We start from the raw sequence: 23,357 nt of genomic DNA on the forward strand, positions 1-23,357 counted from the left end.
GTTCAGCCGCGCAGCAGCTTGAGCAGTTCCTCTGCCGCTGCTTCCGATGAGGCCGGGTTCTGCCCGGTCACCAGCAGCCCGTCGACCTGCACGTAAGGCGCCCAGTCCGCGCCCTTGCTGTACTGGCCGCCACGCTCGCGCAGGCGGTCCTCGAGCAGGAACGGCACTACATCGGTCAGCTCCACACCCGCTTCCTCGCCATTGGTGAAGCCGGTGACGCGCCTACCCTTGACCAGATACTCGCCATCCTTGCCGCGCACCTCGGTCAACGCCGCCGGTGCGTGGCAGACCGCGGCCACCGGCTTGTCGGCCTTGACGAAGGACTCGATCAGGGCGATGGAGGTCGGGTTGTCCACCAGGTCCCACAGCGGGCCGTGGCCGCCCGGATAGAACACCGCGTCGAAATCCTCGACCGAGACCTGATCCAGACGATAGGTGTTGGCCAGCAGCGTCTGCGCCTCGCCATCGCCGTTGAAGCGCTCGGTGGCCTCGGTCTGGGCGTCGGGCTCGTCGCTCTTCGGGTCCAGCGGCGGCTCGCCACCCTCGGGCGACGCAAGCACCACCTGCGCCCCGGCATCCATGAAGGCGTAATACGGCGCGGCGAATTCCTCCAGCCAGAAGCCGGTCTGTTTGCCGGTGTCACCCAGCTGGTCATGGGACGTGAGCACGATAAGAATTTTCATGGAGCCTCCTTGTTGAAGCGCGACGTGAACAGTTGAGACTGCCGTTCTGGGCGCATTGCTCCGCGGCCAAATCACATCCATGAAAAAGGGCGTCGCAGCGCCCTTCTAAACCCCGTTCAGGTCAGATACGGAAGCTGTCCACCAGCTGCTTCAGGCGGCGCGCCTGCTGATCCAGGTCGCCGCAGGCGCGCAGGGTCGACTGCAGGTTCTCCACGCCTTGCTGGTTCAGCGTGTTGATCTCGGTGATGTCCATGTTCAGCGACTCGATCACCGCGGTCTGCTCTTCGGTGGCGGTGGCCACCGACTGGTTCATGCCGTCGATCTCGCCGATGCGCTGGGTCACTTCGCCGAGGCGCTCGCCGGCGCGGTCGGCGATGGAGACGCTGGACTCACTCTGCCGCTGGCTTTCGGTCATGGTCTGCACCGAAGCGCCGGCACCGACCTGCAGCTGCTCGATCATCTGCTGGATTTCCTGCGCCGAGCTCTGGGTGCGATGCGCCAGGTTGCGCACCTCGTCGGCGACCACGGCAAAGCCGCGTCCCGCCTCCCCGGCCCGCGCCGCCTCGATGGCGGCGTTCAGCGCGAGCAGGTTGGTCTGCTCGGAAATGCCCTTGATCACCTCGAGAATCTGACCGATGTCCACGGTCTTGGCATTGAGCGCCTCGATCTGCCCGCAGGACGCGCTGATCTTCGCCGACAGCTCGCGCATCGCGGCGATGTTCTGCTCCACCACCTGGCGACCGTCTTCGGCCTGATGTCGCGCGCCACTGGCGTGCTGCGAGGCATCTGCCGCGTTGCGGGCGATCTCCTGGGCGGCGGCGCCAAGTTCGTTGATCGCCGCCGCCACGCTGTTGGTGCGACTGGCCTGCTCGTCGGAGTTGGCCATCGATGCGTTCGAAGCGCCGAGCACGCGTTGCGCCACTTCGTTGACCTGCAGCGTGGCCGAGGACACCTCGCGGATCGATTCATGGATACGCTCGACGAAGCGGTTGAAGGCGGTTGCCAGCTGACCGAACTCATCCCTGGACTGCACGGCGAGGCGCCGGGTCAGGTCACCCTCGCCCTCGGCGATGTTGGCCATGGCGCGGCCCATGTCGGTGAGCGGACGCATCAGTACACGAATCAGCATGCCCAGCAGCAGCAGGATGAACGCCACGGCGGCAACCGTGGCGACCAGCGCGGTGGTTCGGAAACTGGCGAGGCTGGCGTAGGCCGCGTCCTTGTCCAGCGAGATGCCGACGTACCAGGTCACCGAAGGCAGGCCCTGGACCCGGCTGAAGCTGAGGATACGGGTCTGGCCGTCGAGATCGACTTCGGCATAGTTGGCGTCGAGCGACGGCGCATGACCGGGGAAGAGTTCACCCAGCGACTTCATCACCTTGGAGCTGTCCGGATGCACCAGGATCTTGCCGTCACCACTGGCCAGGAAGGCATAGCCCATGCCGTTGAAGTCCAGCGCGTTGATGATCTGCACCAGCACCTTGAGGCTGAGGTCACCACCAACCACGCCGAGCGCCTGACCGCCGGCCTGCGCCGGGGTTGCCGCGGTGATGATCAGCTCGTTGGTGGCAGCGTCCTGGTAGGGCTCGGTCAGCGTGGTGCGGCCGGCGGCCACGGCATCCTGGTACCAGGGACGCTGGCGCGGGTCGTAGCCGGCGGGCAGTTCGAAGCGCGGATGCACGATGAACTCGCCATCGGCGCGGCCCAGGTAGCTGAAAGCGAAAGTCGAGCTCAGCGCGGGCTGCTTGACCAGCGCCTCCACCTGCTCGCTGGCGCTGTCACGGGCGACCGTCTGCGCCAGGCTTTCCAGCAGGACCAGCCGGCCGGACAGCCAGTTCTGGATGTTGTGCGCGGTCACCTCACCCATCTCGTCGAGGTAGCTCTCGAGATTGGCGCGAATGGCGTTGCGCTGCAGGTAGTCGTTGTAGAGGGTGAAAAGCGCGAAGGTCGCGATCACCACCAGGGAGGCGGCCAGCAGGATCTTGTGGCTGAATTTGAGGCTGTTGGTCATGGCAGCGAGTCCGGAACGGTTCGGGCAGGCGAGCATCCTTGTCCCGTGCGCCTCCCTGGCTGTCACCCTGAATTGTCGGCCTCGTCCAGCGGAACTTTACGGTCAGATGACGACGATCAAGCGGGGGATCGTCTTTCCGACCAGTGGCCTGCGTGGCGCTCCAGCAGAGCGCCACGCGCGGCCTTGACGCGGTATCAGCGACCGGCCAGCGCCGGCATCACCCGCGGACGCAACATCTCGCCAAGCACCGCCAGCGCACCGATCGCTCCGGCGATCCAGTACCAGCGCTGCAACGGGTCGAAGCCCAGCCAGCCAAGGGCATGCAAGAAGACCATGAGGATCAGCACCGGACAGACATAGCGCACCATGAACAGCCACAGCGCGTAGCCCAGCGGCGGCAGATTCAGCTCGTCGCGCATGATCTCGCTGCGCAGCGCGTAGCCGGCCAGCAGCACGGTAAAGATCCCGCCCAGCGGCATCATCCAGCGCGAGGTCAGGTAATCCAGCCAGTCGAAGAAGTTCTTGCCCATCGGCGTCCAGCCCGACATCAGGTTGAACGAGAGCATCGCCAGCAGGCTGATCACCAGCAGCACCACGCCGGAACCCATTGCCGCCTTGATCCGCGAGATGCCGTGCTTCTCGTTGAGGTAGGCGACGGTGGCCTCGATCATGGAGATCGCCGAGGTCAGCGCGGCGATCGACACCATGGCGAAGAACAGGACGCCGAAGGCGGTGCCGAACGGCATCTGCTGGAAGGCCAGTGGCAGGCTCATGAAGATCAGGCCTGGGCCGGCAGTCGGGTCCATGCCGTTGGCGAAGATGATCGGGAAGATCGCCAGGCCCGCCAGCAGCGCGACGCAGGTGTCGGCGATGGCGACCATGAAGGTGGTACGGGCGATGGACTGGTCATCCGGGATGTACGAGCCGTAGGTGAGGATCGCACCGGAAGCCAGGCTGAGGGTGAAGAACGCGTGGCCAAGCGCGGCCAGCAGCGCTTCGCCGGTGATCTTCGAGGTATCGAAGCTGAACAGGAAGGCGAAGCCCTGATCGAAGCCGCCGCTGGTGACCGCGTAACCCACGAGGATCAGCAGCAGCACGGCCAGCCCCGGCATCATCCAGCGCACCGCGTTCTCGATGCCCTTCTGCACGCCCTTGGCGACGATCCACAGGGTCAGCAGCGCTACCAGCAGGCTCCAGCCGCCGAGTTCCCACGGGTTGGCGTTATGCGCCTCGAATACGCCGCCCAATGCCTCGACGCTGGTCGCCGCCAGGGAGCCGTCGAGCATCTTCACCGTGTAGGCGAAGGCCCAGCCGGCGACCACGACATAGAAGCAGAGGATCAGGAAGCCGGCGGTCATGGCCATGCCGCCCACCGCCTTCCACAGCGGATTGCCGTTGTTCTCGCGGACCACCCGGCCGATCGCGTCGATCGGGCTGCCACGGCCGCGGCGACCGATGGCGATCTCGCACATCATCACAGGTACGCCGATGGCGAGGATGCACAGCAGGTACATCAGTACGAAGGCACCACCGCCGAACTCGCCGGTGATGTAGGGGAATTTCCAGATGTTGCCCAGGCCCACGGCGGAGCCGGTTGCCGCGAGGATGAAACCCCAGCGCGACAGCCAGAGGTTCTTCGGTTTTTCACGAGTCATACGTCACCTGTTTGTTGTTATCTGTGACGGGATCGGGACCGTCGCGCAGGGCGCGGCGGCGTGCAAGGCGGATTCAGTCGTTCATTGAGCGTCGGGCTGCACCTCCGGCGCGGCCTGCTGGAAGGCCGGAAGCGTCTCGCAGCGTGCAACGATCTCGAGAATGCGTGGATACGCCGCGAGGTCACAGGCAAAACGGCGCGCATTGTATACCTGCGGCACCAGGCATGCCTCCAGATAACCTGGACGATCGTTCAGGGAAAGCCTGCCATCGAAACATTCCAGGCCCGCTTCCACGGCGGCGAGCCCCTGACCGACCCAGTGCTGATACCACGCGTTCTTGGCCTCGTCGTCGACACCCAGTTCGGCGGAGAGGTACTGCAACACACGCAGGTTGTTCAGCGGATGGATCTCGCAGGCGATGTGCATGGCCAGGGCGCGCACCTGGGCGCGGCGAACCGGATCGTCCGGCAGCAGCGCCGGCACCGGGAACACCTCGTCGAGGTATTCCAGAATCGCCAGCGATTGGCTGATGCGTGCCCCACCGTTGGCTTCGTCAACTAGCAACGGCACCAGCTGCTGCGGGTTGAGGGCGCGGTAATCGGCCGCACGCTGCTGGCCGCCATCCTTGACCAGATGCACCGGCACCTGCCGGTAGGCCAGCCCCTTGAGGTTCAGCGCGATGCGCACCCGGTAGGCGGCACTGGAGCGCCAGTAACCGTAGAGCGTCAGCTCAGTGCTCATAGCGCTCGACCTGCTGATCGATAGCACCAAAGATGCTCTGCCCGGCGGCGTCGAACATCTCGATGCGCACCCGATCGCCGAACTTGAGGAATGGCGTCTTCGCCTCGCCGTGCTCGACCACCTCGAGCATGCGCTTCTCGGCCAGGCAGGACGAGCCGGCGCTGCGGTCGTAGTTCGACACGGTACCCGAGCCGATGATGGTGCCGGCGCCCAGCGGACGGGTGCGCGCGGCATGGGCAACCAGCGTCGGGAAGTTGAAGGTCATGTCGGTGCCGGCATCCGGCTGGCCGAACAGCTCGCCGTTGATGTGCGAAACCAAAGGCCGATGCACCTTGCCGTCGCGCCAGGTTTCGCCCAGCTCGTCCGGGGTCACCGCCACCGGCGAGAAGCTCGACGAAGGCTTGCTCTGGTAGAAGCCGAAGCCCTTGGCCAGCTCGCCGGGGATCAGGTTGCGCAGCGAGACGTCGTTGACCAGCATCAGCAGCTGGATGTGCGACGCCGCCTCGGCCGGTGTCGCGCCCATCGGCACGTCGCTGGTGATCACCGCCAGCTCGCCTTCCAGATCGATGCCCCAGGCCTCGTCGGCCAGCCGGATCGGCGATTGCGGCGGGATAAAGGCATCGGCGCCGCCCTGGTACATCAGCGGATCGTGCCAGAAGGATTCCGGCATCTCGGCGCCGCGCGCCTTGCGCACCAGCTCGACGTGGTTGACGTAGGCGCTGCCATCGGCCCAGTGATAGGCGCGCGGCAGCGGGCTGTGGCAGGCGGCCTGGTCGAAGGCGAAGGCGCCCTCCTCCAGCCCGTCGTTGAGGCGCTGGTAGACCGCTTCCAGCTTAGGCTTGCAGTAGTTCCAGTCATCCAGCGCGGCCTGCAGCGTGGCGGCGATCTGCGGCACTTTCACCGCCTGGGCGAGATCACGGGAGACCACGACGAGCACGCCGTCGCGGCCCTGGTTGAGGGTTGCGAGTTTCATCAGGATTCCTTGCCCGGCGCACGCCAGGAGTTGACGTATTCGGGGACATCGACGGCTGCGGCGGCCTCGCCGACTTCCAGCGCGCGGCGGGTGTCGATCATCACCGCCACCTCGTCGGCAAAGGTCGCCGGGTCGGTGCTGGCCTTCTTCAGCGCCTTCGGGTGCGGCCCGTGGGGGAAGCCGCAGGGGTGGAAGGTCACCATGCCCTGCTCGATGTTGTCGCGGCTGAAGAAGTTGCCGCGGTGGTAGAACAGCACTTCGTCGTAGTCGTCGTTGTTGTGGAAGAACGGCACCTTCAGCGCGCCCGGATCGGACTCCACCGGCCGCGGGGTAAAGGTGCAAACCACGAAACCGTTGGCGACGAAGGTGGTGTGCGCCGACGGCGGCAGGTGGTAGCGATGGCTCATCAGCGGGCGGATGTCGCGCCAGTTGAGCCGTACCACGGTGTTGTCACCGTGCCAGCCGACCACGTCCAGCGGGTTGTACGGGTAGGTCACGGTGGTGATCTGGTCTCGTCGCTTGATGCGGATCTGCCAGGGGTTCTCGTCCTGCTGCGCACGAAAGGCGTCGTCCAGGCGCGGATGGTCCAGCACCGCGGCGTCGAAGATCGCGTGCGGGCCGACCAAGCCTTTTTCCGGCAGCTGGTAGGCGCCGTCGGTGTTCTCGATCAACAGCATGAACACCGGCTGCGTCGCCTCGATGCGCCAGGCGGTGCCGCGTGGGATCATCAGGTAGTCGCCGTCGCGAAACTCCAGGTGGCCGAAGTCGCAGTAGAAATGCCCGGCGCCCTCGTGGATGAACAGCAGTTCGTCACCGTCACCATTGCGCACCAGATGACGCATGGCACCGTTGGTCTTCCACAGGCGCAACTTGACGTCGGCGTTGTGCAGCGCCAGCGGCGCCTGCAGCGGGCAGTCACCTTCGCTGGGGATGTGGTTGAAGTTGAAGGCGTGCGGGCGCAGCGGGCCTTCCCAGTCGATCCAGCCGGTCGGCGGATGCTTGTGATGCAGGTGCGAAGCCGGGCCGAAGAAGCCTTCGCGGCCCATTTCACGCTCGTAGGTGCCCTGCGGGAAATCGCAGTGCGCCTGACGCGAACTCTCACCCTCGCGGATGGGGAAACTGATCCATTTGCGGCTCATGTGCCTCTCCTCGTGATACCGCGTGATCTGAATGGCGGCGCAGTGGGTGCCGGTGCGTAGGGTGGATGTCGCGTAGGGTGGAAGACTGCGAAGCATCTTCCACGCGTCTGAACCGGATCGGACCCATGCGGGCCCGTTGTTCCCGCTATACGCGTGGATGTGCTTCGCGACATCCACCCTACCCACACCCACCCTGGTCCTGGCTCTCGACTTACTCGTCCGCCTTGATCACGCCGCGGCGCACCTGGTCTTCCTCGATGGATTCGAACAGCGCCTTGAAGTTGCCTTCGCCGAAGCCCTGGTTGCCCTTGCGCTGGATGATCTCGAAGAAGATCGGGCCGATCACCGTGTTGGTGAAGATCTGCAGGAGGATGCCGTCGTCCCCCGGCGCGCCGTCGATCAGCAGGTTCAGCTCGCGCAGCTGGTCGAGCGGCTCGCCGTGGCCGGCGACGCGGGTGTCGACCTTCTCGTAGTAGGTGTCCGGCGTGGTCATGAAGTCCACACCATTGGCCCGCAGGCGGCGCACGGTCTCGTAGATATCGTCGGTGGACAGTGCGATGTGCTGGATGCCCTCGCCGTGGTATTCGCGGATGAATTCCTCGATCTGCGACTTGTCGTCGGCCGACTCGTTGATCGGGATGCGGATCTTGCCGCAGGGGGCGGTCATGGCGCGGGAGAACAGACCGGTCAGCTTGCCTTCGATGTCGAAGTAGCGAATCTCGCGGAAGTTGGCGATGCGCTCGTAGAAACCGGACCAGACATCCATCTGCCCGCGCTTGACGTTGTGGGTCAGGTGATCGATGCACATCAGGCCGACAGCGTTGTCGTTCGGCGTACGGCCTTCGATGTACTCGAAGTCGACGTCGTAGATGCTCTTGTCGCCGTAGCGGTCGACGAGATACAGCAGCGAGCCGCCGATGCCTTCGACGCAGGGGATGTTCAGCTCGCCGAAGTTGGCGTGGCTGCCGACCAGCTTGGCGCCCTGGGATTCGACGTAGGCGGCGGCCTGGGCGGCATTCTTCACCCGGAAGGCCATGGCGCAGGCGCTCGGGCCATGCTTCTCGCCGAACTCGCGCACATGCCCGGTGGGGCTGCCGTTGAGCACGATGTTGATGTCGTGCTGCTGGAACAGCCAGACCTCCTTGGAGCGGTGCTTGGCGGTTTCGGTAAAGCCCATCTGGGTGAACAGCGTGCGCAGCTGCTCGATGCCTTCGGCATTCGGCGCGGTGAATTCGACGAACTCGAAGCCGTCGGTGCCGATGGGATTGTGCTGTTCGATCTTGTTCACGGCGTTCATATCGCCTCCTGATTATTGTTGTGAGGACTGCCGCTGCACGGCTTGGCTGGCCCCATCACACCCCAGGCCAGGGCGGCGAACAATGCTGTTTACGGGCACGGAAAGCGGCTGGCGCCAGCCCTGCTGTCAGGTTTTCCTTACAGCGCCTTTTTTGCTGAAAAGCCTGGCCCGGCGGCTTGCCAGGCGTAACGAAAAGCTGACAGCCTGGTGCGACAAGCTGCCGCACATGTCATTCGGCGCATGGGATCGCGCATAAAAAAGGTGGGCTGAAGCCCACCCCATGAAGGCCTGCGTCGGCCTGCTATGGGATGGACCTGAGCCCACCAAAACGGCTTCCTGAGAAGCCCGCAGCATTCTTGTAAGGTGGGCTTCAGCCCACCTGCGCGTACTACACGGACGACCGTGATCGCGCTAGATCAAACCCATGAGGTTGAGGAACACCAGCACGATGGCCACCGGAGTGCCGTAGCGCAGCAGGTTCCACCAGGCTAGGAACAGGCCATTGCTACGGATGCCGATCGCTTCGCTGACCACCTGTTTTTGCAACACCCAGCCGGTGAACAGCACCGTGCCCAGCCCGCCCAACGGCATCAGCCAGTTGGTGGTCAGGTAGTCCAGGGTGTCGAAGAAGGTCTTGCCGAACAGCTGATAGTCCGCCCAGTGATTGAAGGAGAACACGCTGCCCAGGCTCAGCAGCCAGAGCACCAGGCCACTGCCCAGCACGGCCTTGGTCCGGCTGATACGGAAGCGCTCGGTGAGCCAGGCGATGCTCGGCTCGGAGAGCGAGATGGCCGAGGTCAGCGCGGCGATCACCAGCATGATGAAGAACAGCCCACCGACGATTTGCCCCAGCGGCATCTGGCCAAAGGCGATCGGCAACGTGACGAAGATCAGTCCCGGCCCTGCCCCCGGCTCCAGGCCGTTGGCGAACACCAGCGGGAAGATCGCCAAGCCGGCCAGCAGCGCCACCGCGGTATCGGCCAGCGCCACCAGAATCGAGGTCTTGGCGATGGAGGTGCCTTCCGGCAGATAGGAGCCGTAGACCATCATCGCGCCGCAGCCCAGGCTCAGGGTGAAGAAGGCATGGCCGAGGGCGACCAGCACGCTCTGCGCGGTCAGCTCGGAAAAGTCCGGCACGAAAAGGAACTGCAGGGCCTGGGCGAATTCACCTTCGATGGCGGCGTAGACCACCAGCACCAGCATCAGCACGAATAGCCCGGGCATCAGAAAGCGCAGCGAACGCTCCAGCCCACCGCGCACGCCGAAGCCGACGATCAGCATGGTCGCCGCCAGCACCAGCGTGGCGCAGACCACCAGGCGCAGCGGGTCCGCCAGCAGCGCGCCGAACAGCTCACCACTGGCCTCCCCGCTGACTCCGGTGAAGGCGCCGCTGAAGGTCGCCGGCACATAGGCCAGCGCCCAGCCAGCGACCACCAGGTAGAAGCTCAGGATCAGAAACCCGGTCAGCCCGCCGAGCCAGCCCACCACGCGCCAGCGCGAACTGGCGCCGGCCTCGCGCGCCAGCCGCGCCACGGCGCCATCAGGATTCGCCCGACCGCGACGGCGGATCATCACCTCGGTCATCAGCAGCGGAATGCCGATCAGGAGAATGCAGGCGAGGTAGACCAGAACGAAGGCGCCGCCGCCGTTCTGCCCGGTCACGTAGGGGAATTTCCAGATATTGCCCAGGCCCACAGCGGAGCCGGTGGCGGCGAGGAAGAACACCCAGCGGGAGGACCACAGGCCTCGGCTGGCGTTGTCCTGGCTGCGTGCGCGCGCGCCGGCGAAGGTGCCGGCCGCGAGGCTGGTTTTATCAGTCATTGCGGATTCCTGCTTGTTGTTTTTGTCAGGGATGGTGCGAACGAACGGAGCGGGCACGGCGCTGGCGATCAGAACCGGCCGCCCCGCTCAGTGAAGGCCGGCACGCCCAGGCGACCGGCCGTCAGGACTCATGAAGCCTGGCGCTTGAGTGCCTCGGCCTGCGGTACGCCGCCGGCGTGCAAGCGCTCCAGCGCCAGGCGATCGGCGATTACCGAGGTCGGCTCACCGCTGGCAGCGGATCGGGTGAATATCTCGCGCAGGGTGTCGCCGATGGCGTTCACATGAGCGTCGCTCTGCGCGGCGCTGCCGCCGGTGCGCTGGTAGTAGACGTCGATGATGCCGCCGGCATTGATCGCGTAGTCCGGCGCGTAGAGCTGGTTGCGCCGCTGCAGTTCGGCGCCGATCGCGGCAGTGGCCAGCTGGTTGTTGGCCGCGCCGGCGATGACCGGGGCACGCAGTACTTCCAGCGTCTGCTCGTTGAGGATGCCGCCCATGGCGCAGGGCGCGAAGACGTCTACGTCGAGGCCGTAGATGTCCTGCGGGCGCACCACGTTGGCACCCACTTCTTCCATCGCCTGCTTGACGTTGGCATCAAAGATGTCCGCCACCCAGAGTTCGGCGCCTGCCGCTTTCAGGTGCCGCGCCAGCCCCAGACCGACATGGCCCACGCCCTGGATCGCCACCTTCAACCCGGTCAGATCGTCGCGACCAAGGCGCTGGTGCACCGCTTCCCTGAGGCCGACGAACACGCCATAGGCGGTGGATGGCGACGGGTCGCCGCTGGCGATGCTGCCATCCAGCGTGGTGCGTGGCGTGGCGCCGACCACATGACGGGTGCGCTGGGCGAAGGCCTGCATCTCGGCATCGCCGGTGCCGGAGTCGGCGGCGGTGATGTAGCGCCCGCCGAGGCTGTCGACGAAATCACCCATCGCATGCAGCAGCGCCTGGCTCTTGCCGGTATGCGGGTCGCCGATGATCACCGCCTTGCCGCCGCCGAGCTTGAGTCCGGCCAGCGAGGATTTCAGGGTCATCCCGCGCGACAACCGCAGCACATCGCGCAGGGCGTCGTCGTCATTGGCGTAGGGAAACATCCGGCAGCCACCCAGCGCCGGGCCGAGGCGCGTGTCGTGGATGGCGATGATGGCTTTCAGACCCGACGCCTGGTCATGACAGAAGACCACCTGTTCGTGGCGATCGAAGTCGGGGTGAGCGAAGACGGACATTTGGGTTACCTCGTTCTTGTTGGTCTGATGCTCTGCAGCCAGCAGAGCCTTGTTGTCTGGTACGGAGCTGCTCGTCAGAGCGGAATTGCCCCGTGAAACCGGGAGCGAACCCGTTACGCCTCAACCGGGTTCCTGCGCGGTCAAGACCGCTCCCACAACACCCCTGCAGTGCCAACCCGTGGGAGCGGCCTCCACCGCGAACGGCGCCATCGTGCTAGGCCGCCGGCTGGAACAGCCGCACGCTCTGTACCTCGTCGCCCTTGGCCAGCTGCTCGCGGAGCAACTTCTCCTGCTGGCGGGCCTTGGCGATGGAGCGTTCCTTCACCGGGCCGTAGCCGCGGATCTGTTCCGGTAGCGCGGCGATGGCCACGGCAGTGCGGTAGTTGGTCGGCTTGAGCTGGGCCAGCAGCTCGTCCACGGTCTTCTCGTACTCCGTGATCAGCTGGCGCTCGACGCGGCGGTCGTGGCCATAGCCGAACGGATCGAGCGGCGTGCCGCGCAGGAAGCGGAACTTGGCCAGCACGCCGAACACATTGAGCACCCATGGTCCCAGCTCGCGCTTGCGCGGCTCGCCAGTGACGGGGTCACGCTTGGCCAGCCAGGCCGGGGCGAGGTGGAACTGCAGCCGGTAGTCGCCCTCGAACTGCGCCTCGAGCTGCTGGCGGAATTCCGGCTCGCTGTAGAGGCGCGCCACCTCGTACTCATCCTTGTAGGCCAGGAGCTTGAAGTAGTAGCGCGCGACGGCCTTGGACAGCGCCAGATCGTCCGCGCTATCGGCGTCGCGCACGCGCTCGACCAACTGGCGATAGCGGCGCGCCAGCCCGGCGTTCTGGTAGCGGGTGAGGAAATCCACGCGCCACTCGACGATCTCTTCCAGGGTTTTACAGATCGGCTCCGCTATTTCAGCCGGACGTGCCAGCTGCTCCACCGTTTCGCGTTCGAGCACGGCACGACGGCCCCAGCGGAAGGCCTGCAGATTCAGCTTGGCGGCAACGCCATTGAGCTCGATAGCCTTCTCGATGGCCTCGGCGCTGATCGGCAGCAGCCCCTGCTGATAGGCGAAGCCGAGCAGGAACAGGTTGGTGGCGATGCTATCGCCGAGCAGTCGCGTGGCCAGGCGGGTGGCGTCGACGAAGTGGGTCTTGTCGGCACCGACCGCCGCGCTGATGGCCTGCCGCATGGCCGCGCCGGGCACCTGGGCATCGGGGTTGCGGGTGAACTCGGCGGTGGCCGATTCGTGGCTGTTCACCACGGCGTTGCTGATCTGCTCGTTGAGGCGGGTCAGTGACTCGTCGCCCGCCGCGACAATCAGGTCGCAGCCGAGCAGCAGATCGGCCTCACCGGCGGCGATGCGCACGGCGTAGATGTCGCTCTGCTTCGCGGCGATGCGCACGTGGGTGGTCACCGGGCCGAACTTCTGCGCCAGGCCGGCCTGGTCGAGCACCGTGCAGCCCTTGCCTTCCAGGTGCGCGGCCATGCCGAGCAGCGCGCCGAGGGTAGTCACACCGCTGCCGCCGACACCCGGAATCAGCACGTTCCATGGGCGATCCAGCGACGGATGCTGCGGCTCGGGCAGCGTCGCCGCATCAATGCCACCGGCGACCGCTTCCGGCTTGCGCAAACCGCCGCCATGCACGGTGACAAAGCTCGGGCAGAAGCCCTCGACGCAGGAGAAGTCCTTGTTGCAGGCGTTCTGATCGATCTCGCGCTTGCGCCCCAGCTCGGTTTCCAGAGGCATCACGGCTAGGCAGTTGGACTTCTCGCCGCAGTCGCCACAGCCTTCACACACCGCGGGATTTATGAACGCGCGCTTGGCCGGGTCTGCCAGCTTGCCGCGCTTGCGCCGACGACGCTTCTCGGTGGCACACGTCTGGTCATAGATGATCACCGAGACGCCCTTGAACTCGCGCAGCTCGCGCTGCACCGCATCCAGTTCGCGGCGGTGGTGGAAGCTGGTGATTGGCGCGAAGCTGTCGCGGGTCGGGTACTTGTCCGGCTCATCGCTGACCAGGGCGATGCGTTTGACGCCTTCGTGGAAGATCTGCCGGCTGAGCTGGTCGACGCGCAGCTCGCCGTCGATGGGCTGGCCGCCCGTCATGGCCACGGCATCGTTGTAGAGAATCTTGTAGGTCACGTTCACGCCGGCCGCGACGGCCGCACGCACGGCCAGACTACCGGAGTGGAAGTAGGTGCCGTCGCCGAGGTTCTGGAACATGTGCGGGGTGTCGGTGAACGGCGCCTGGCCGATCCAGTTGACGCCCTCGCCGCCCATCTGGGTAAAGGTCTCGGTGCGCCGGTCCATCCACTGCACCATGTAGTGACAGCCGATGCCGGCCGAGGCGCGACTGCCCTCCGGCACCTTGGTCGAACTGTTGTGCGGGCAACCGGAGCAGTAGTGCGGGGTGCGCACGGTGTCGTAGCTGCGCGCGGCCAGAGCCTTTTCCTTGGCGGCAAGGAAGGCCAACCGCGCCTGGATGCTGTCGCTGGTGTAGATCGGCGCGAGGCGCTTGGCGATCACCCGCGCGATCATCGCCGGGGTCAGCTCGGAGAGATTCGGCAGCAGCGAATTGCCGTGCTCGTCGAATTCGCCGACCACCCGCGGACGCTTGCTGACCGGCCAGTTGTAGAGTTGCCCGGTGAGCTGGTCCTCGATGATGCTGCGCTTTTCCTCGACCACCAGAATCTCGTCCAGCCCCTGGGCGAACTCGTGCACCGAGACCGGCTCCAGCGGCCAGCTCATGCCGACCTTGAGCACGCGCAGGCCGACCGAGGCGCACAGCGCTTCGTCCAGGCCAAGGTCGTCCAGCGCCTGGCGCACGTCGAGATAGGACTTGCCGGTGGTAATGATGCCCATGCGCGGATTCGGCGAATCGAGCATCACCCGGTTCAGGTTGTTGGCACGGGCGAAGGCGCGTGCGGCGTAGATCTTGTACAGGTTGAGGCGCTTTTCCTGAGCCAGCGGCGGGTCCGGCCAGCGAATGTGCACGCCGTCCTCGGGCAGCTCGAAGTCTTCCGGGATGCGCGTCTGCATGCGTAGCGGATCGACTTCCACCACGGCGGAGGAGTCGACGTTCTCGGCGATGGTCTTCAGCGCTACCCAGCAGCCGGAGTAGCGCGACAGTTCCCAGCCGATGATGCCGTAATCGAGGATTTCCTGGACGTTGGCGGGGTTCAGCACCGGAATCGAGGCGGCGATGAAGGCATGCTCGCTCTGGTGCGGCAGCGTCGAGGACTTGCAGCCATGGTCGTCACCCGCCAGCAGCAGCACGCCGCCGTTGGGTGCAACACCTGCCGCATTGCCGTGCTTGAACACGTCGCCGGCGCGGTCGACGCCCGGGCCCTTGCCGTACCACATGGCGAACACGCCGTCGTACTTGGCGCCGGGGAACAGGTTGGTCTGCTGGCTGCCCCACACCGCGGTGGCGGCCAACTCTTCGTTGACGCCCGGCTGGAAGTGGATGGCGTGTTGCTTGAGGTACTCGCGGGCTTCCCAGAGGCTCTTGTCCAGCCCGCCCAATGGCGAGCCGCGATAGCCGGAGATGAAGCCACCGGTATTCAAACCACGGGCCTGATCACGCTGATGCTGCAGCATCGGCAAGCGGGTCAGCGCCTGGGTGCCGGTGAGGTAAAGATGACCGGTTGCAAGCCGGTACTTGTCGTCCAGACGGATCTCGGCCAGAGACATGGGGCGCTCCTAATTTGTTGTTATCGGAGTCAGGGTGGCGTTGTTCGCTACCCGCCTGACGCAGTCATGGAGAAACCGCACGGTTGTTTCTCCACGCCGGCAATCGGCAGGGGATCACCCCACCGTCGCGTGTCGATTAACAGTCTGGCCGTGACGAAGAGAGATTTTCTTTCTACTTTTGCGGTAGAACATTGCTTCTGTGCATGACCCATTCGCCAACAACAAGAAAACAGGCACGACCATGCAGACTTCGCCCCTAAGCAGCATCGATCGCAAGATCCTCCTGCTTCTGCAACACAACGCCGACCTCTCCGCAGCGGAAATCGCCGAGAAGGTCGAACTGTCGCAATCGCCCTGCTGGCGACGTATCCACCGCATGCAGGAGGAAGGGCTGATCGAGCGCAAGGTCGCCCTGCTCAACCCGAAGAAGCTCGGGCTGAACATGACGGTGTTCGTCAACATCAAGCTCTCGGCCCACGGACGCAGCAACCTCGACGAGTTCGAGCGGGCGGTGGTGGGTTACCCCGAAGTGCTGGAGTGCCACACCATGGCTGGCGAGTCGGATTACCTGCTCAAGGTGGTGGCGCGCGATATCGACAGCTACGAACGCTTCCTGCGCGACCAGCTTTTGCAACGCCCCCACGTGCAGGAGGCGCACTCGCATATCGCCATGAGCGAGGTGAAGCGGACCACGGAGTTGCCGCTGGATTGAGGCTTCAGACCGGGTTCGCAGCGGGCGGTGGATAAGGCGGAGCCGTTATCCACCCGACGGGCGAAGCAGCCGCCATGAGGGAATGAAAGCGTAGGGTGGAAAACGGCCAGAGCCTTTTCCACGCGTCCACCAAGATCGCCTCCGACACCGTCCCAAGCATCCGCATGCGTCGGGCCGGGCTACGGTGGATAAGGCTTCGCCGTTATCCACCCTACGCACCGACGCACCGCTTGGACTCCTATTCCTCCGGAATCCCTTCCAGCCGCGCACCCCGACCGATCCCCCGCTCGGCGAACCAGCCCTGATCCATCTCCAGGGCATAACGCGCGGGCCGCTTCGAGCAGCGAATTTCCAGGTTCAACGGCTGCAGATCGATCACATCGACCATTGCCCCATCCTCATCGAAGAACGCCGCCGACAACGGCAGCGGCGTGTCCTTCATCCACAGGCAGTGCCGGCGCACTTCGTCGAAACGAAACAGCATGCCGCTGTCGCGGGCCAGCTCGCTGCGCCCCATCAGCCCGCGTTCGCGCCGGGCGACGGTCTGCGCGTATTCGGCGTGCAGCTCATGTCCATCCAGGCGCAGCCGCAACGGCTCGTCCGCCTCAACGGCGCCCATAAGAACCAGCAGTGACAGCAAAAGCGCAACACGCATCGACCAACCTCCTGAAGCGGAGCGCAGCGGGAACAGCCGGCCGCCGCTGCACTCATAAGCGAAGTGCCGCACCTGCGCGGCGACATAACGACAACAAGGGGGAACCCCATCGTGCTCAACAGAATAACCGCCGCCAGCGTCTATCTGGTGCAACGCTTCCTCCCCTCGCCCTTCGTCTTCGCCATCCTGCTCACGCTGATCGTGCTGATTGCGGCCATGCTCAGCACCGGCCAGGGCCTGCCGGCGATGGCACAGCACTGGGGCAACGGCTTCTGGAATCTGCTGGCCTTCACCATGCAGATGTCGCTGATCCTGGTCACCGGCCATGCCCTGGCACGGGCGCCGGCGATCAATCGTCTGCTCGACCGCATGGCGCGTATCCCGCAGTCACCGGGTCAGGCCATCATCCTTGTAACGCTGGTGGCGCTAGCCGGTTCCTGGATCAACTGGGGCTTCGGCCTGGTGATCGGCGCGGTGTTCGCCCGCGCGCTGGCGCGCCAGGTGCGCGGCGTCGACTACCCGTTGCTGGTGGCCTCGGCTTATTCCGGCTTCCTGATCTGGCACGGCGGCTTTTCCGGCTCGATTCCGCTATCGCTGGCCAGCGGCGGCGCCGATCTGCAGAAGATGACCGGCGGCGCGCTGACCGAGGCCATCGGCGTCGGCCAAACGCTGTTCGCTTCCTACAACCTGTTCATCATCGCCGTGCTGGTGGTGGGCCTGCCGCTGCTGAACTGGGCCATGCAGCCGAAGACACCGAAAGTGGTCGACCCGGCGCTGCTGGAGGAACCCCAGCCGAGCGACATCCCGCGCGAGACCGGCACCCAGCGCCTGGACGACAGCCGCGTCCTCGGCCTGATCATGGTCGCGCTGGCGGTGCTGTTCTTCTACCGGCACTTCAGCGAGAACGGCCTGGCGCTGAGCCTGAACATCGTGATCTCGATCTTCCTCTTCGCCGGCCTGCTGATGCATGGCACACCGGAGCGCTACATGCGCGCCATCGAGGAGAGCATTCGCGGCATCGCTGGCATCGTCGTGCAGTTCCCCTTCTACGCCGGGATCATGGGCATGATGGTCGGTGCCAACGCTGCTGGCGTATCGCTCGGGCGCCAGGTCACCGATACCTTCATCGCCTGGTCGTCGGCCGAGAGCTTCCCGGTACTGGCCTTTCTCAGCGCCGGGCTGGTCAACGTCTTCGTGCCCTCCGGCGGCGGCCAGTGGGCGGTGCAGGGTCCGATCATGCTCCCGGCCGGCGCGGCGCTGGGCGTGGCGCCGGAAGTGACGGCCATGGCGATCGCCTGGGGCGATGCCTGGACCAACATGGTCCAGCCGTTCTGGGCCCTGCCGCTGCTGGGCATCGCCGGGCTAGGTGCCCGCGACATCATGGGCTACTGCCTGCTCTGCCTGGTGTTCTCCGGCGTGGTGATCGCCGGCGGGCTCTATTTCCTGACCTGAGACACAGGGTCATCCCGGACGGTCTTGCTGTCCGGAATGCTGGACCGCACTGTCCAGCCCTCCAGACACAAAAGCCGTCCACCATTCTGGACATACTCGACAAACCCTATCGAAATCAGCGAGTTGCGTATCTGGCACGGAACTCGCTAAATCACTGTGCGGCACTGTCCGCAGCCGAAACAAGAAAAACAATGCGCCTGCCGTGCAGCAGCGAGTCCCCGAATGCCCTCGGCAGCGTTCGGTCGTGCCGCACGGGGCCAGGAGATCGTCCCCGATGAGCGTCGTCATCGCCCTTGCTGCATTGGCCCTGCTGATGCTCGCCGCCTACCGCGGCTACAGCGTCATCCTCTTCGCCCCCATCGCCGCCATGGGCGCGGTACTGCTGACCGACCCGTCCGCCGTGGCGCCGGCCTTCACCGGCATCTTCATGGAGAAGATGGTCGGCTTCATCAAACTCTATTTCCCGGTGTTCCTGCTCGGTGCGGTGTTCGGCAAGCTGATCGAGATGTCCGGTTTCTCGCGCTCCATCGTCGCCGCTGCGATCCGCCTGCTCGGCACCAGCCAGGCGATGCTGGTGATCGTGCTGGTCTGCGCGCTGCTGACCTACGGCGGCGTCTCGCTGTTCGTCGTGGTGTTCGCGGTGTACCCGTTCGCCGCCGAGATGTTCCGCCAGAGCAACATGCCCAAGCGGCTGATCCCGGCGACCATCGCCCTCGGCGCGTTCACCTTCACCATGACCGCCATTCCCGGCACACCGCAGATCCAGAACATCATCCCCACCACCTTCTTCAACACCACCACCTGGGCCGCACCCTGGCTGGGCCTGATCGGCACGATATTCGTGTTCGGCCTGGGCATGCTCTATCTCAAGTGGCAGCTCGGCAAGGCCATCGCCGCCGGAGAAGGCTACGGCACCAACCTGCGCAACGAGCCGGAAACGCCGGCCGACATCGCCCTGCCCAACCCCTGGTTGGCGCTGTCGCCGCTGATTCTGGTGCTGGTCGCCAACCTCTTGTTCACCCGCTGGATTCCCGAGTTCTACGGCACCAGCCACAGCCTGCAGCTGCCGGGCATGAGCGCCCCGCTGGTCACCGAGGTCGGCAAGCTCACCGCCATCTGGGCGGTGGAGGCCGCGCTGCTGCTGGGCATCGCCCTGGTACTGGCGACCAGCTTCGGCACCCTGCGCGGCAAGCTCGCCGAGGGCAGCCGCACGGCGGTCGGCGGTTCGCTGCTGGCGGCGATGAACACCGCGTCGGAATTCGGCTTCGGCGCGGTGATCGCCTCGCTGCCAGGCTTCATCGTGGTCGCCGATGCGCTCTCGGCGATCCCCAATCCACTGCTCAACGAAGCCATCACCGTCAACCTGCTGGCCGGCATCACCGGGTCGGCTTCCGGCGGCATGAGTATCGCCCTGGCCGCCATGGCCGACAGCTTCGTCGCCGCCGCCAACGCCGCGCAGATCCCGCTGGAAGTACTGCACCGGGTCGCCTCGATGGCCTCCGGCGGCCTCGACACGCTGCCGCACAACGGCGCGGTGATCACCCTGCTGGCGGTCACCGGGCTGACCCACCGCGAATCCTACAAGGACATCTTCGCCATTACCCTGATCGCCACGACCGCGGCCTTCTTCGTGATCGGCGTGTACTACGCTACCGGCATCGTCTGATCGCGGCGCTTCGCCGATTTCGGCGAGCATCACGACATCTGCGATTGCCTTCCGACAACAAGAAAAACGAGGCGCCGCCCAGTGCGGTCGCCACCAAGCGGGAGAAACCATGAACCTCACAGGCAAGACCGCACTGGTCACCGGCTCCACCAGCGGCATCGGGCTGGGCATTGCGCTGAAGCTGGCCGAGGCCGGTGCCGATCTGATCCTCAACGGTTTCGGCGATGCTTCGGCAGCGCTGGCCGAAGTCGGCCGGCACGGCCGCAAGGTCGGGCACCACGGCGCGGACGTGGCCGACCCGGCACAGATCGCCGAGCTGTTCGCCTATGCCGAGCGCGACTTCGGTGGCGTCGACATCCTGGTCAACAACGCCGGTATCCAGCATGTGGCGCCGGTGGAGGAATTTCCGGTGGAACGCTGGGACGCCATCATCGCCATCAACCTGTCCTCGGCGTTTCACAGCACACGCCTGGCCCTGCCCGGCATGCGCCAGCGTGGCTGGGGGCGGATCATCAATATCGCCTCGGTGCACGGGCTGGTGGGGTCCGAGCAGAAGGCCGCCTACGTCGCCGCCAAGCACGGGCTGGTCGGGCTGACCAAGGTCGTCGCGCTGGAAACCGCCACCACGCCGATCACCTGCAATGCCATCTGCCCCGGCTGGGTGCTGACCCCCTTGGTGCAGCAGCAGATCGACGAGCGCGCGCGGGAGAACGGTGACGAGCAACGCGCCCGCCACGACCTGCTGGCCGAGAAGCAACCTTCGCTGGATTTCGTCACCCCGGCGCAGCTGGGCGCCCTGGCGCTGTTTCTCTGCAGCGAGGCCGGCGATCAGGTACGCGGCGCGGCATGGAACATGGATGGTGGCTGGGTGGCGCAATGATCGGGTTTACTGACCTGCGGCAACGCGACCGGGCATAACCGGCGCGCCTGCTTGGCAAGTGGCCGCGGGCTGAGGCTAGATAGCCATCACCTCCCCAGCGAAACCGCCCGCATGACCAGCATTTCCAGCGACACGCCGCTCAACGGCAAAGCCCCGGTGCACCTGGCGCTGCGCCGGGTCGCCATCGACACCTACCGCGAGAATGTCGCCTACCTGCACCGCGACTGCGCCGCCTGCCGCGCCGAAGGCTTCCAGGCGCTGGCCAAGGTGGAGATACGCGTCAACGGCCGGCGCATCCTCGCCAGCCTCAACCTGGTGGACGACCCGAGCATCGTCGGCTGCGACGAGCTGGGCCTGTCCGAAGATGCCTTCGCCCAGCTCGGCGCCGAAGCCGGTGTACCAGCGGCGATCGCCCAGGCCGAGCCGGCCGCATCGATCCCGGCGCTGCACCGCAAGATCGCCGGCGAGCGCCTGAACCGGGATGACTTCCTGGCGATCATGCGCGACATCGCCGAGCACCGTTACTCGAAGATCGAGCTGACCGCCTTCGTGGTCGCCTGCAACCAGGGCGAACTGGATCGCGAGGAGGTGTTCTTTCTCACCGACGCGATGATCCGCGTCGGCCGCCGGCTCGACTGGCGCGAGCACCCGGTGGTGGACAAGCACTGCATCGGCGGCATACCGGGCAACCGCACCTCGATGCTGGTGGTGCCGATCGTCGCCGCCCACGGCATGCTCTGCCCGAAAACCAGCTCGCGGGCCATCACCTCGCCGGCCGGCACCGCCGACACCATGGAAGTGCTGGCCAACGTCGAACTGCCATTCGAGCGCCTCTGCGAAATGGTCCGCGAGGAACGCGGCTGCCTGGCCTGGGGCGGCACCAGCGAGCTATCGCCTGCTGACGACGTGCTGATCGCCGTCGAGCGCCCGCTGTCGATCGACTCCCCCGGGCAGATGGTCGCTTCGATCCTGTCGAAGAAGATCGCCGCCGGCTCCACCCACCTGCTGCTGGACATCCCCATTGGCCCGACCGCCAAGGTGCGTTCGATGGCCGAGGCGCAGCGCCTGCGCAAGCTGTTCGAGTTCGTCGCCACGCGCCTGGGCCTGACCCTGGACGTGGTCATCACCGACGGTCGTCAGCCGATCGGCAATGGCATCGGCCCGGTACTGGAGGCGCGCGACGTGATGCAGGTGCTGCAGAACGACCCGGCGGCGCCGATCGACCTGCGTCAGAAGGCCCTGCGCCTGGCCGGACGCATGCTCGAGTTCGATCCCGATGTGCGCGGCGGCGACGGTTATGCCATCGCCCGGGACATCCTCGACTCCGGGCGGGCGCTGAAGAAGATGCGCTCGATCATCGCCGCCCAGGGCGGCAAGCCGTTCGATCACAACCATCCGCCGCTGGCACGGCTCAGCTTCGATGTGCTGGCCGACTGCGACGCGGTGGTCACCGGCATCGACAACCTGCAGCTGGCACGCATTGCCCGGCTGGCCGGCGCACCCAAGGTGCAGGGCGCCGGCGTGGACATCCTGCGCAAGCTCGGCGAACCGGTGCGGGCCGGCGACTGTCTGTATCGCGTTTACGCGGACTTTCCCGCCGACCTCGCCTTCGCCCGCCAGGCCACCGAACGCGCCAGCGGCGTCAGCCTCGGCAACCCCGAGCAGGTCCCAACCGTATTCGTGGAGTTCTGATGCAAAGCCAGCTGCTGTATTTCGATGACGAGCGCGCCGCCGCCCTGCGCTTGGCCGAGACCTCTGGCCTGCCCGCGGCGCAGGTCGAACGTCACCGCTTCCCCGATGACGAGCTGCGCCTGCGCCTGCCGCTGGCCGCGGGCGAAGCGATCGCCGAACAGCTGGTGCTCTACCGCGGCCTCGACCACCCCAACGAAAAGCTGGTCGAGCTGCTGCTGGTGGCCGGCGAAGCGCGCCGCCTGGGCGCCAAGCGGCTGATCCTGGTCACGCCCTATCTGGCCTACATGCGCCAGGACATCGCCTTCAACCCGGGCGAGGTGGTCAGCCAGCGCGTGATTGGCCAACTGCTGGCCGGCCAGTTCGACGCACTGATCACCGTCGACCCGCACCTGCACCGCGTCGCCACCCTGCAGGAGGCGGTGCCGCTGGCCGATGCTGTCACCCTCTGCGCGGCCCCGGCGCTGGCGCGACTGATCGCCGAGCGGCATCCCGATGCGCTGCTGATCGGCCCGGATGCCGAGGCGCTGCAATGGATCGAGGCGGCCGCCGCCGAGCATGGTTTCGAACATGGCGTGTGCAACAAGCTGCGCCATGGCGACCATCAAGTGGAGATCGCCCTGCCGGACCTCCAATTCGCCGGGCGCCACGTGGTGCTACTCGATGACGTCGCCAGCTCCGGGCGCACCCTTGCCGAGGCCGCGCAGAAACTGCTGGCCGCTGGCGCCACCTCGGTGGACGTGGCCGTGACCCACGCGCTGTTCGCCGGTGATGCGCTGCAGGTGATCCGCGCGGCCGGTGTCGGGCACGTCTGGAGCACCGACTGCATCGCCCATGAAAGCAATGCGGTGAGCATGGCCCCGCAACTGGGTGAGGCGCTCAGGCCGCTGCTGCGCTGAGGCGATAGGCAACGCGCAGCGGAGCCCAACCGCCTCGTGGACAAGGCGGTGCCGTTGTCCACCCTACGAGGATCCTGCACCGGCGAACCGTCTACGCTCCAACGCTACGACTGCCGTAGGGTGGAAAAAGCGCAGCTTTTCCACCGGAACCCGGCGACCACCTCGGTGGGGCAGAT

At 65.9% G+C, this 23,357-nt stretch carries 17 protein-coding genes; 6 read left to right on the top strand and 11 right to left on the bottom strand.

The annotated features are described in order from the left end of the window. Positions 1-2: 2 nt before the first annotated feature. From CW305_RS11500 to CW305_RS11545, 10 genes are all read right to left on the bottom strand, one after another. Complete coding sequence (locus CW305_RS11500; protein ID WP_104097968.1) at positions 3-683, bottom strand: type 1 glutamine amidotransferase domain-containing protein; 681 nt, start codon at positions 681-683, stop codon at positions 3-5. Between the two features lie 121 nt (positions 684-804). Continuing rightward, complete coding sequence (locus tag CW305_RS11505) at positions 805-2,694, bottom strand: methyl-accepting chemotaxis protein (protein WP_104097969.1); 1,890 nt, start codon at positions 2,692-2,694, stop codon at positions 805-807. A gap of 194 nt (positions 2,695-2,888) precedes the next feature. After that, positions 2,889-4,349 (bottom strand): sodium-dependent transporter, encoded by a 1,461-nt coding sequence (locus CW305_RS11510; protein ID WP_090519419.1) that lies wholly within the window; start codon positions 4,347-4,349, stop codon positions 2,889-2,891. Positions 4,350-4,430: 81 nt separating this feature from the next. Then, positions 4,431-5,090, bottom strand: coding sequence for a maleylacetoacetate isomerase (maiA, locus tag CW305_RS11515; protein WP_104097970.1), 660 nt, complete (start codon positions 5,088-5,090; stop codon positions 4,431-4,433). Beyond that, positions 5,080-6,063: a fumarylacetoacetate hydrolase family protein gene (locus CW305_RS11520; protein WP_104097971.1), complete on the bottom strand. Its 984-nt coding sequence runs from the start codon at positions 6,061-6,063 to the stop codon at positions 5,080-5,082. The genes maiA and CW305_RS11520 overlap by 11 nt, the downstream gene beginning before the upstream one ends. Further along, positions 6,063-7,202 carry a homogentisate 1,2-dioxygenase gene (locus tag CW305_RS11525; RefSeq protein ID WP_011912060.1) on the bottom strand — a complete coding sequence of 380 codons (1,140 nt, stop codon included), beginning with the start codon at positions 7,200-7,202 and terminating at the stop codon, positions 6,063-6,065. Before CW305_RS11525 ends, CW305_RS11520 begins: the two co-directional genes overlap by 1 nt. 211 nt (positions 7,203-7,413) lie before the next feature. Further along, positions 7,414-8,499: a 4-hydroxyphenylpyruvate dioxygenase gene (gene hppD, locus CW305_RS11530; RefSeq protein WP_041014954.1), complete on the bottom strand. Its 1,086-nt coding sequence runs from the start codon at positions 8,497-8,499 to the stop codon at positions 7,414-7,416. 411 nt (positions 8,500-8,910) lie between these two features. After that, entirely contained in the window at positions 8,911-10,320 is a 1,410-nt protein-coding gene (locus CW305_RS11535) for a sodium-dependent transporter (RefSeq protein WP_104097972.1), read from the bottom strand. 128 nt (positions 10,321-10,448) lie between these two features. After that, a complete protein-coding gene (locus tag CW305_RS11540) occupies positions 10,449-11,543 on the bottom strand; it encodes a Glu/Leu/Phe/Val dehydrogenase dimerization domain-containing protein (RefSeq protein WP_104097973.1) in 1,095 nt (364 codons plus the stop codon). 214 nt (positions 11,544-11,757) lie between these two features. Then, on the bottom strand, positions 11,758-15,228 hold the full coding sequence (locus CW305_RS11545) for an indolepyruvate ferredoxin oxidoreductase family protein (protein WP_104097974.1): 3,471 nt from the start codon (positions 15,226-15,228) through the stop codon (positions 11,758-11,760). Between the two features lie 241 nt (positions 15,229-15,469). Here CW305_RS11545 and CW305_RS11550 point away from each other — a divergent pair, with 241 nt between their 5' ends. Then, the gene (locus tag CW305_RS11550) at positions 15,470-15,940 is read left to right on the top strand and encodes an Lrp/AsnC family transcriptional regulator (RefSeq protein ID WP_003281718.1); all 471 of its coding nucleotides are present in this window, start codon (positions 15,470-15,472) and stop codon (positions 15,938-15,940) included. Between the two features lie 238 nt (positions 15,941-16,178). Here CW305_RS11550 and CW305_RS11555 read toward each other — a convergent pair whose 3' ends face one another. Continuing rightward, the gene (locus tag CW305_RS11555) at positions 16,179-16,595 is read right to left on the bottom strand and encodes a DUF192 domain-containing protein (RefSeq protein ID WP_104097975.1); all 417 of its coding nucleotides are present in this window, start codon (positions 16,593-16,595) and stop codon (positions 16,179-16,181) included. 111 nt (positions 16,596-16,706) lie between these two features. On the opposite strand from CW305_RS11555, the gene CW305_RS11560 reads away from it, so the two are divergent. The 5 genes from CW305_RS11560 to CW305_RS11580 all read left to right on the top strand — a co-directional run bounded on the left by CW305_RS11560 (position 16,707) and on the right by CW305_RS11580 (position 23,181). Continuing rightward, positions 16,707-18,047 (top strand): short-chain fatty acid transporter, encoded by a 1,341-nt coding sequence (locus CW305_RS11560; protein ID WP_104097976.1) that lies wholly within the window; start codon positions 16,707-16,709, stop codon positions 18,045-18,047. A 274-nt stretch (positions 18,048-18,321) separates the two neighbouring features. Further along, entirely contained in the window at positions 18,322-19,713 is a 1,392-nt protein-coding gene (locus CW305_RS11565) for a GntP family permease (protein ID WP_104097977.1), read from the top strand. 109 nt (positions 19,714-19,822) lie between these two features. Beyond that, on the top strand, positions 19,823-20,593 hold the full coding sequence (locus CW305_RS11570) for a 3-hydroxybutyrate dehydrogenase (protein WP_104097978.1): 771 nt from the start codon (positions 19,823-19,825) through the stop codon (positions 20,591-20,593). A 111-nt stretch (positions 20,594-20,704) separates the two neighbouring features. Further along, positions 20,705-22,285 carry a thymidine phosphorylase family protein gene (locus CW305_RS11575; protein WP_104097979.1) on the top strand — a complete coding sequence of 527 codons (1,581 nt, stop codon included), beginning with the start codon at positions 20,705-20,707 and terminating at the stop codon, positions 22,283-22,285. Continuing rightward, complete coding sequence (locus tag CW305_RS11580; RefSeq protein WP_104097980.1) at positions 22,285-23,181, top strand: ribose-phosphate pyrophosphokinase; 897 nt, start codon at positions 22,285-22,287, stop codon at positions 23,179-23,181. The genes CW305_RS11575 and CW305_RS11580 overlap by 1 nt, the downstream gene beginning before the upstream one ends. The last annotated feature ends 176 nt before the right edge of the window (positions 23,182-23,357 follow it).

The organism is Stutzerimonas kunmingensis, assembly GCF_002929225.1.
Classification (GTDB): Bacteria; Pseudomonadota; Gammaproteobacteria; order Pseudomonadales; family Pseudomonadaceae; genus Stutzerimonas.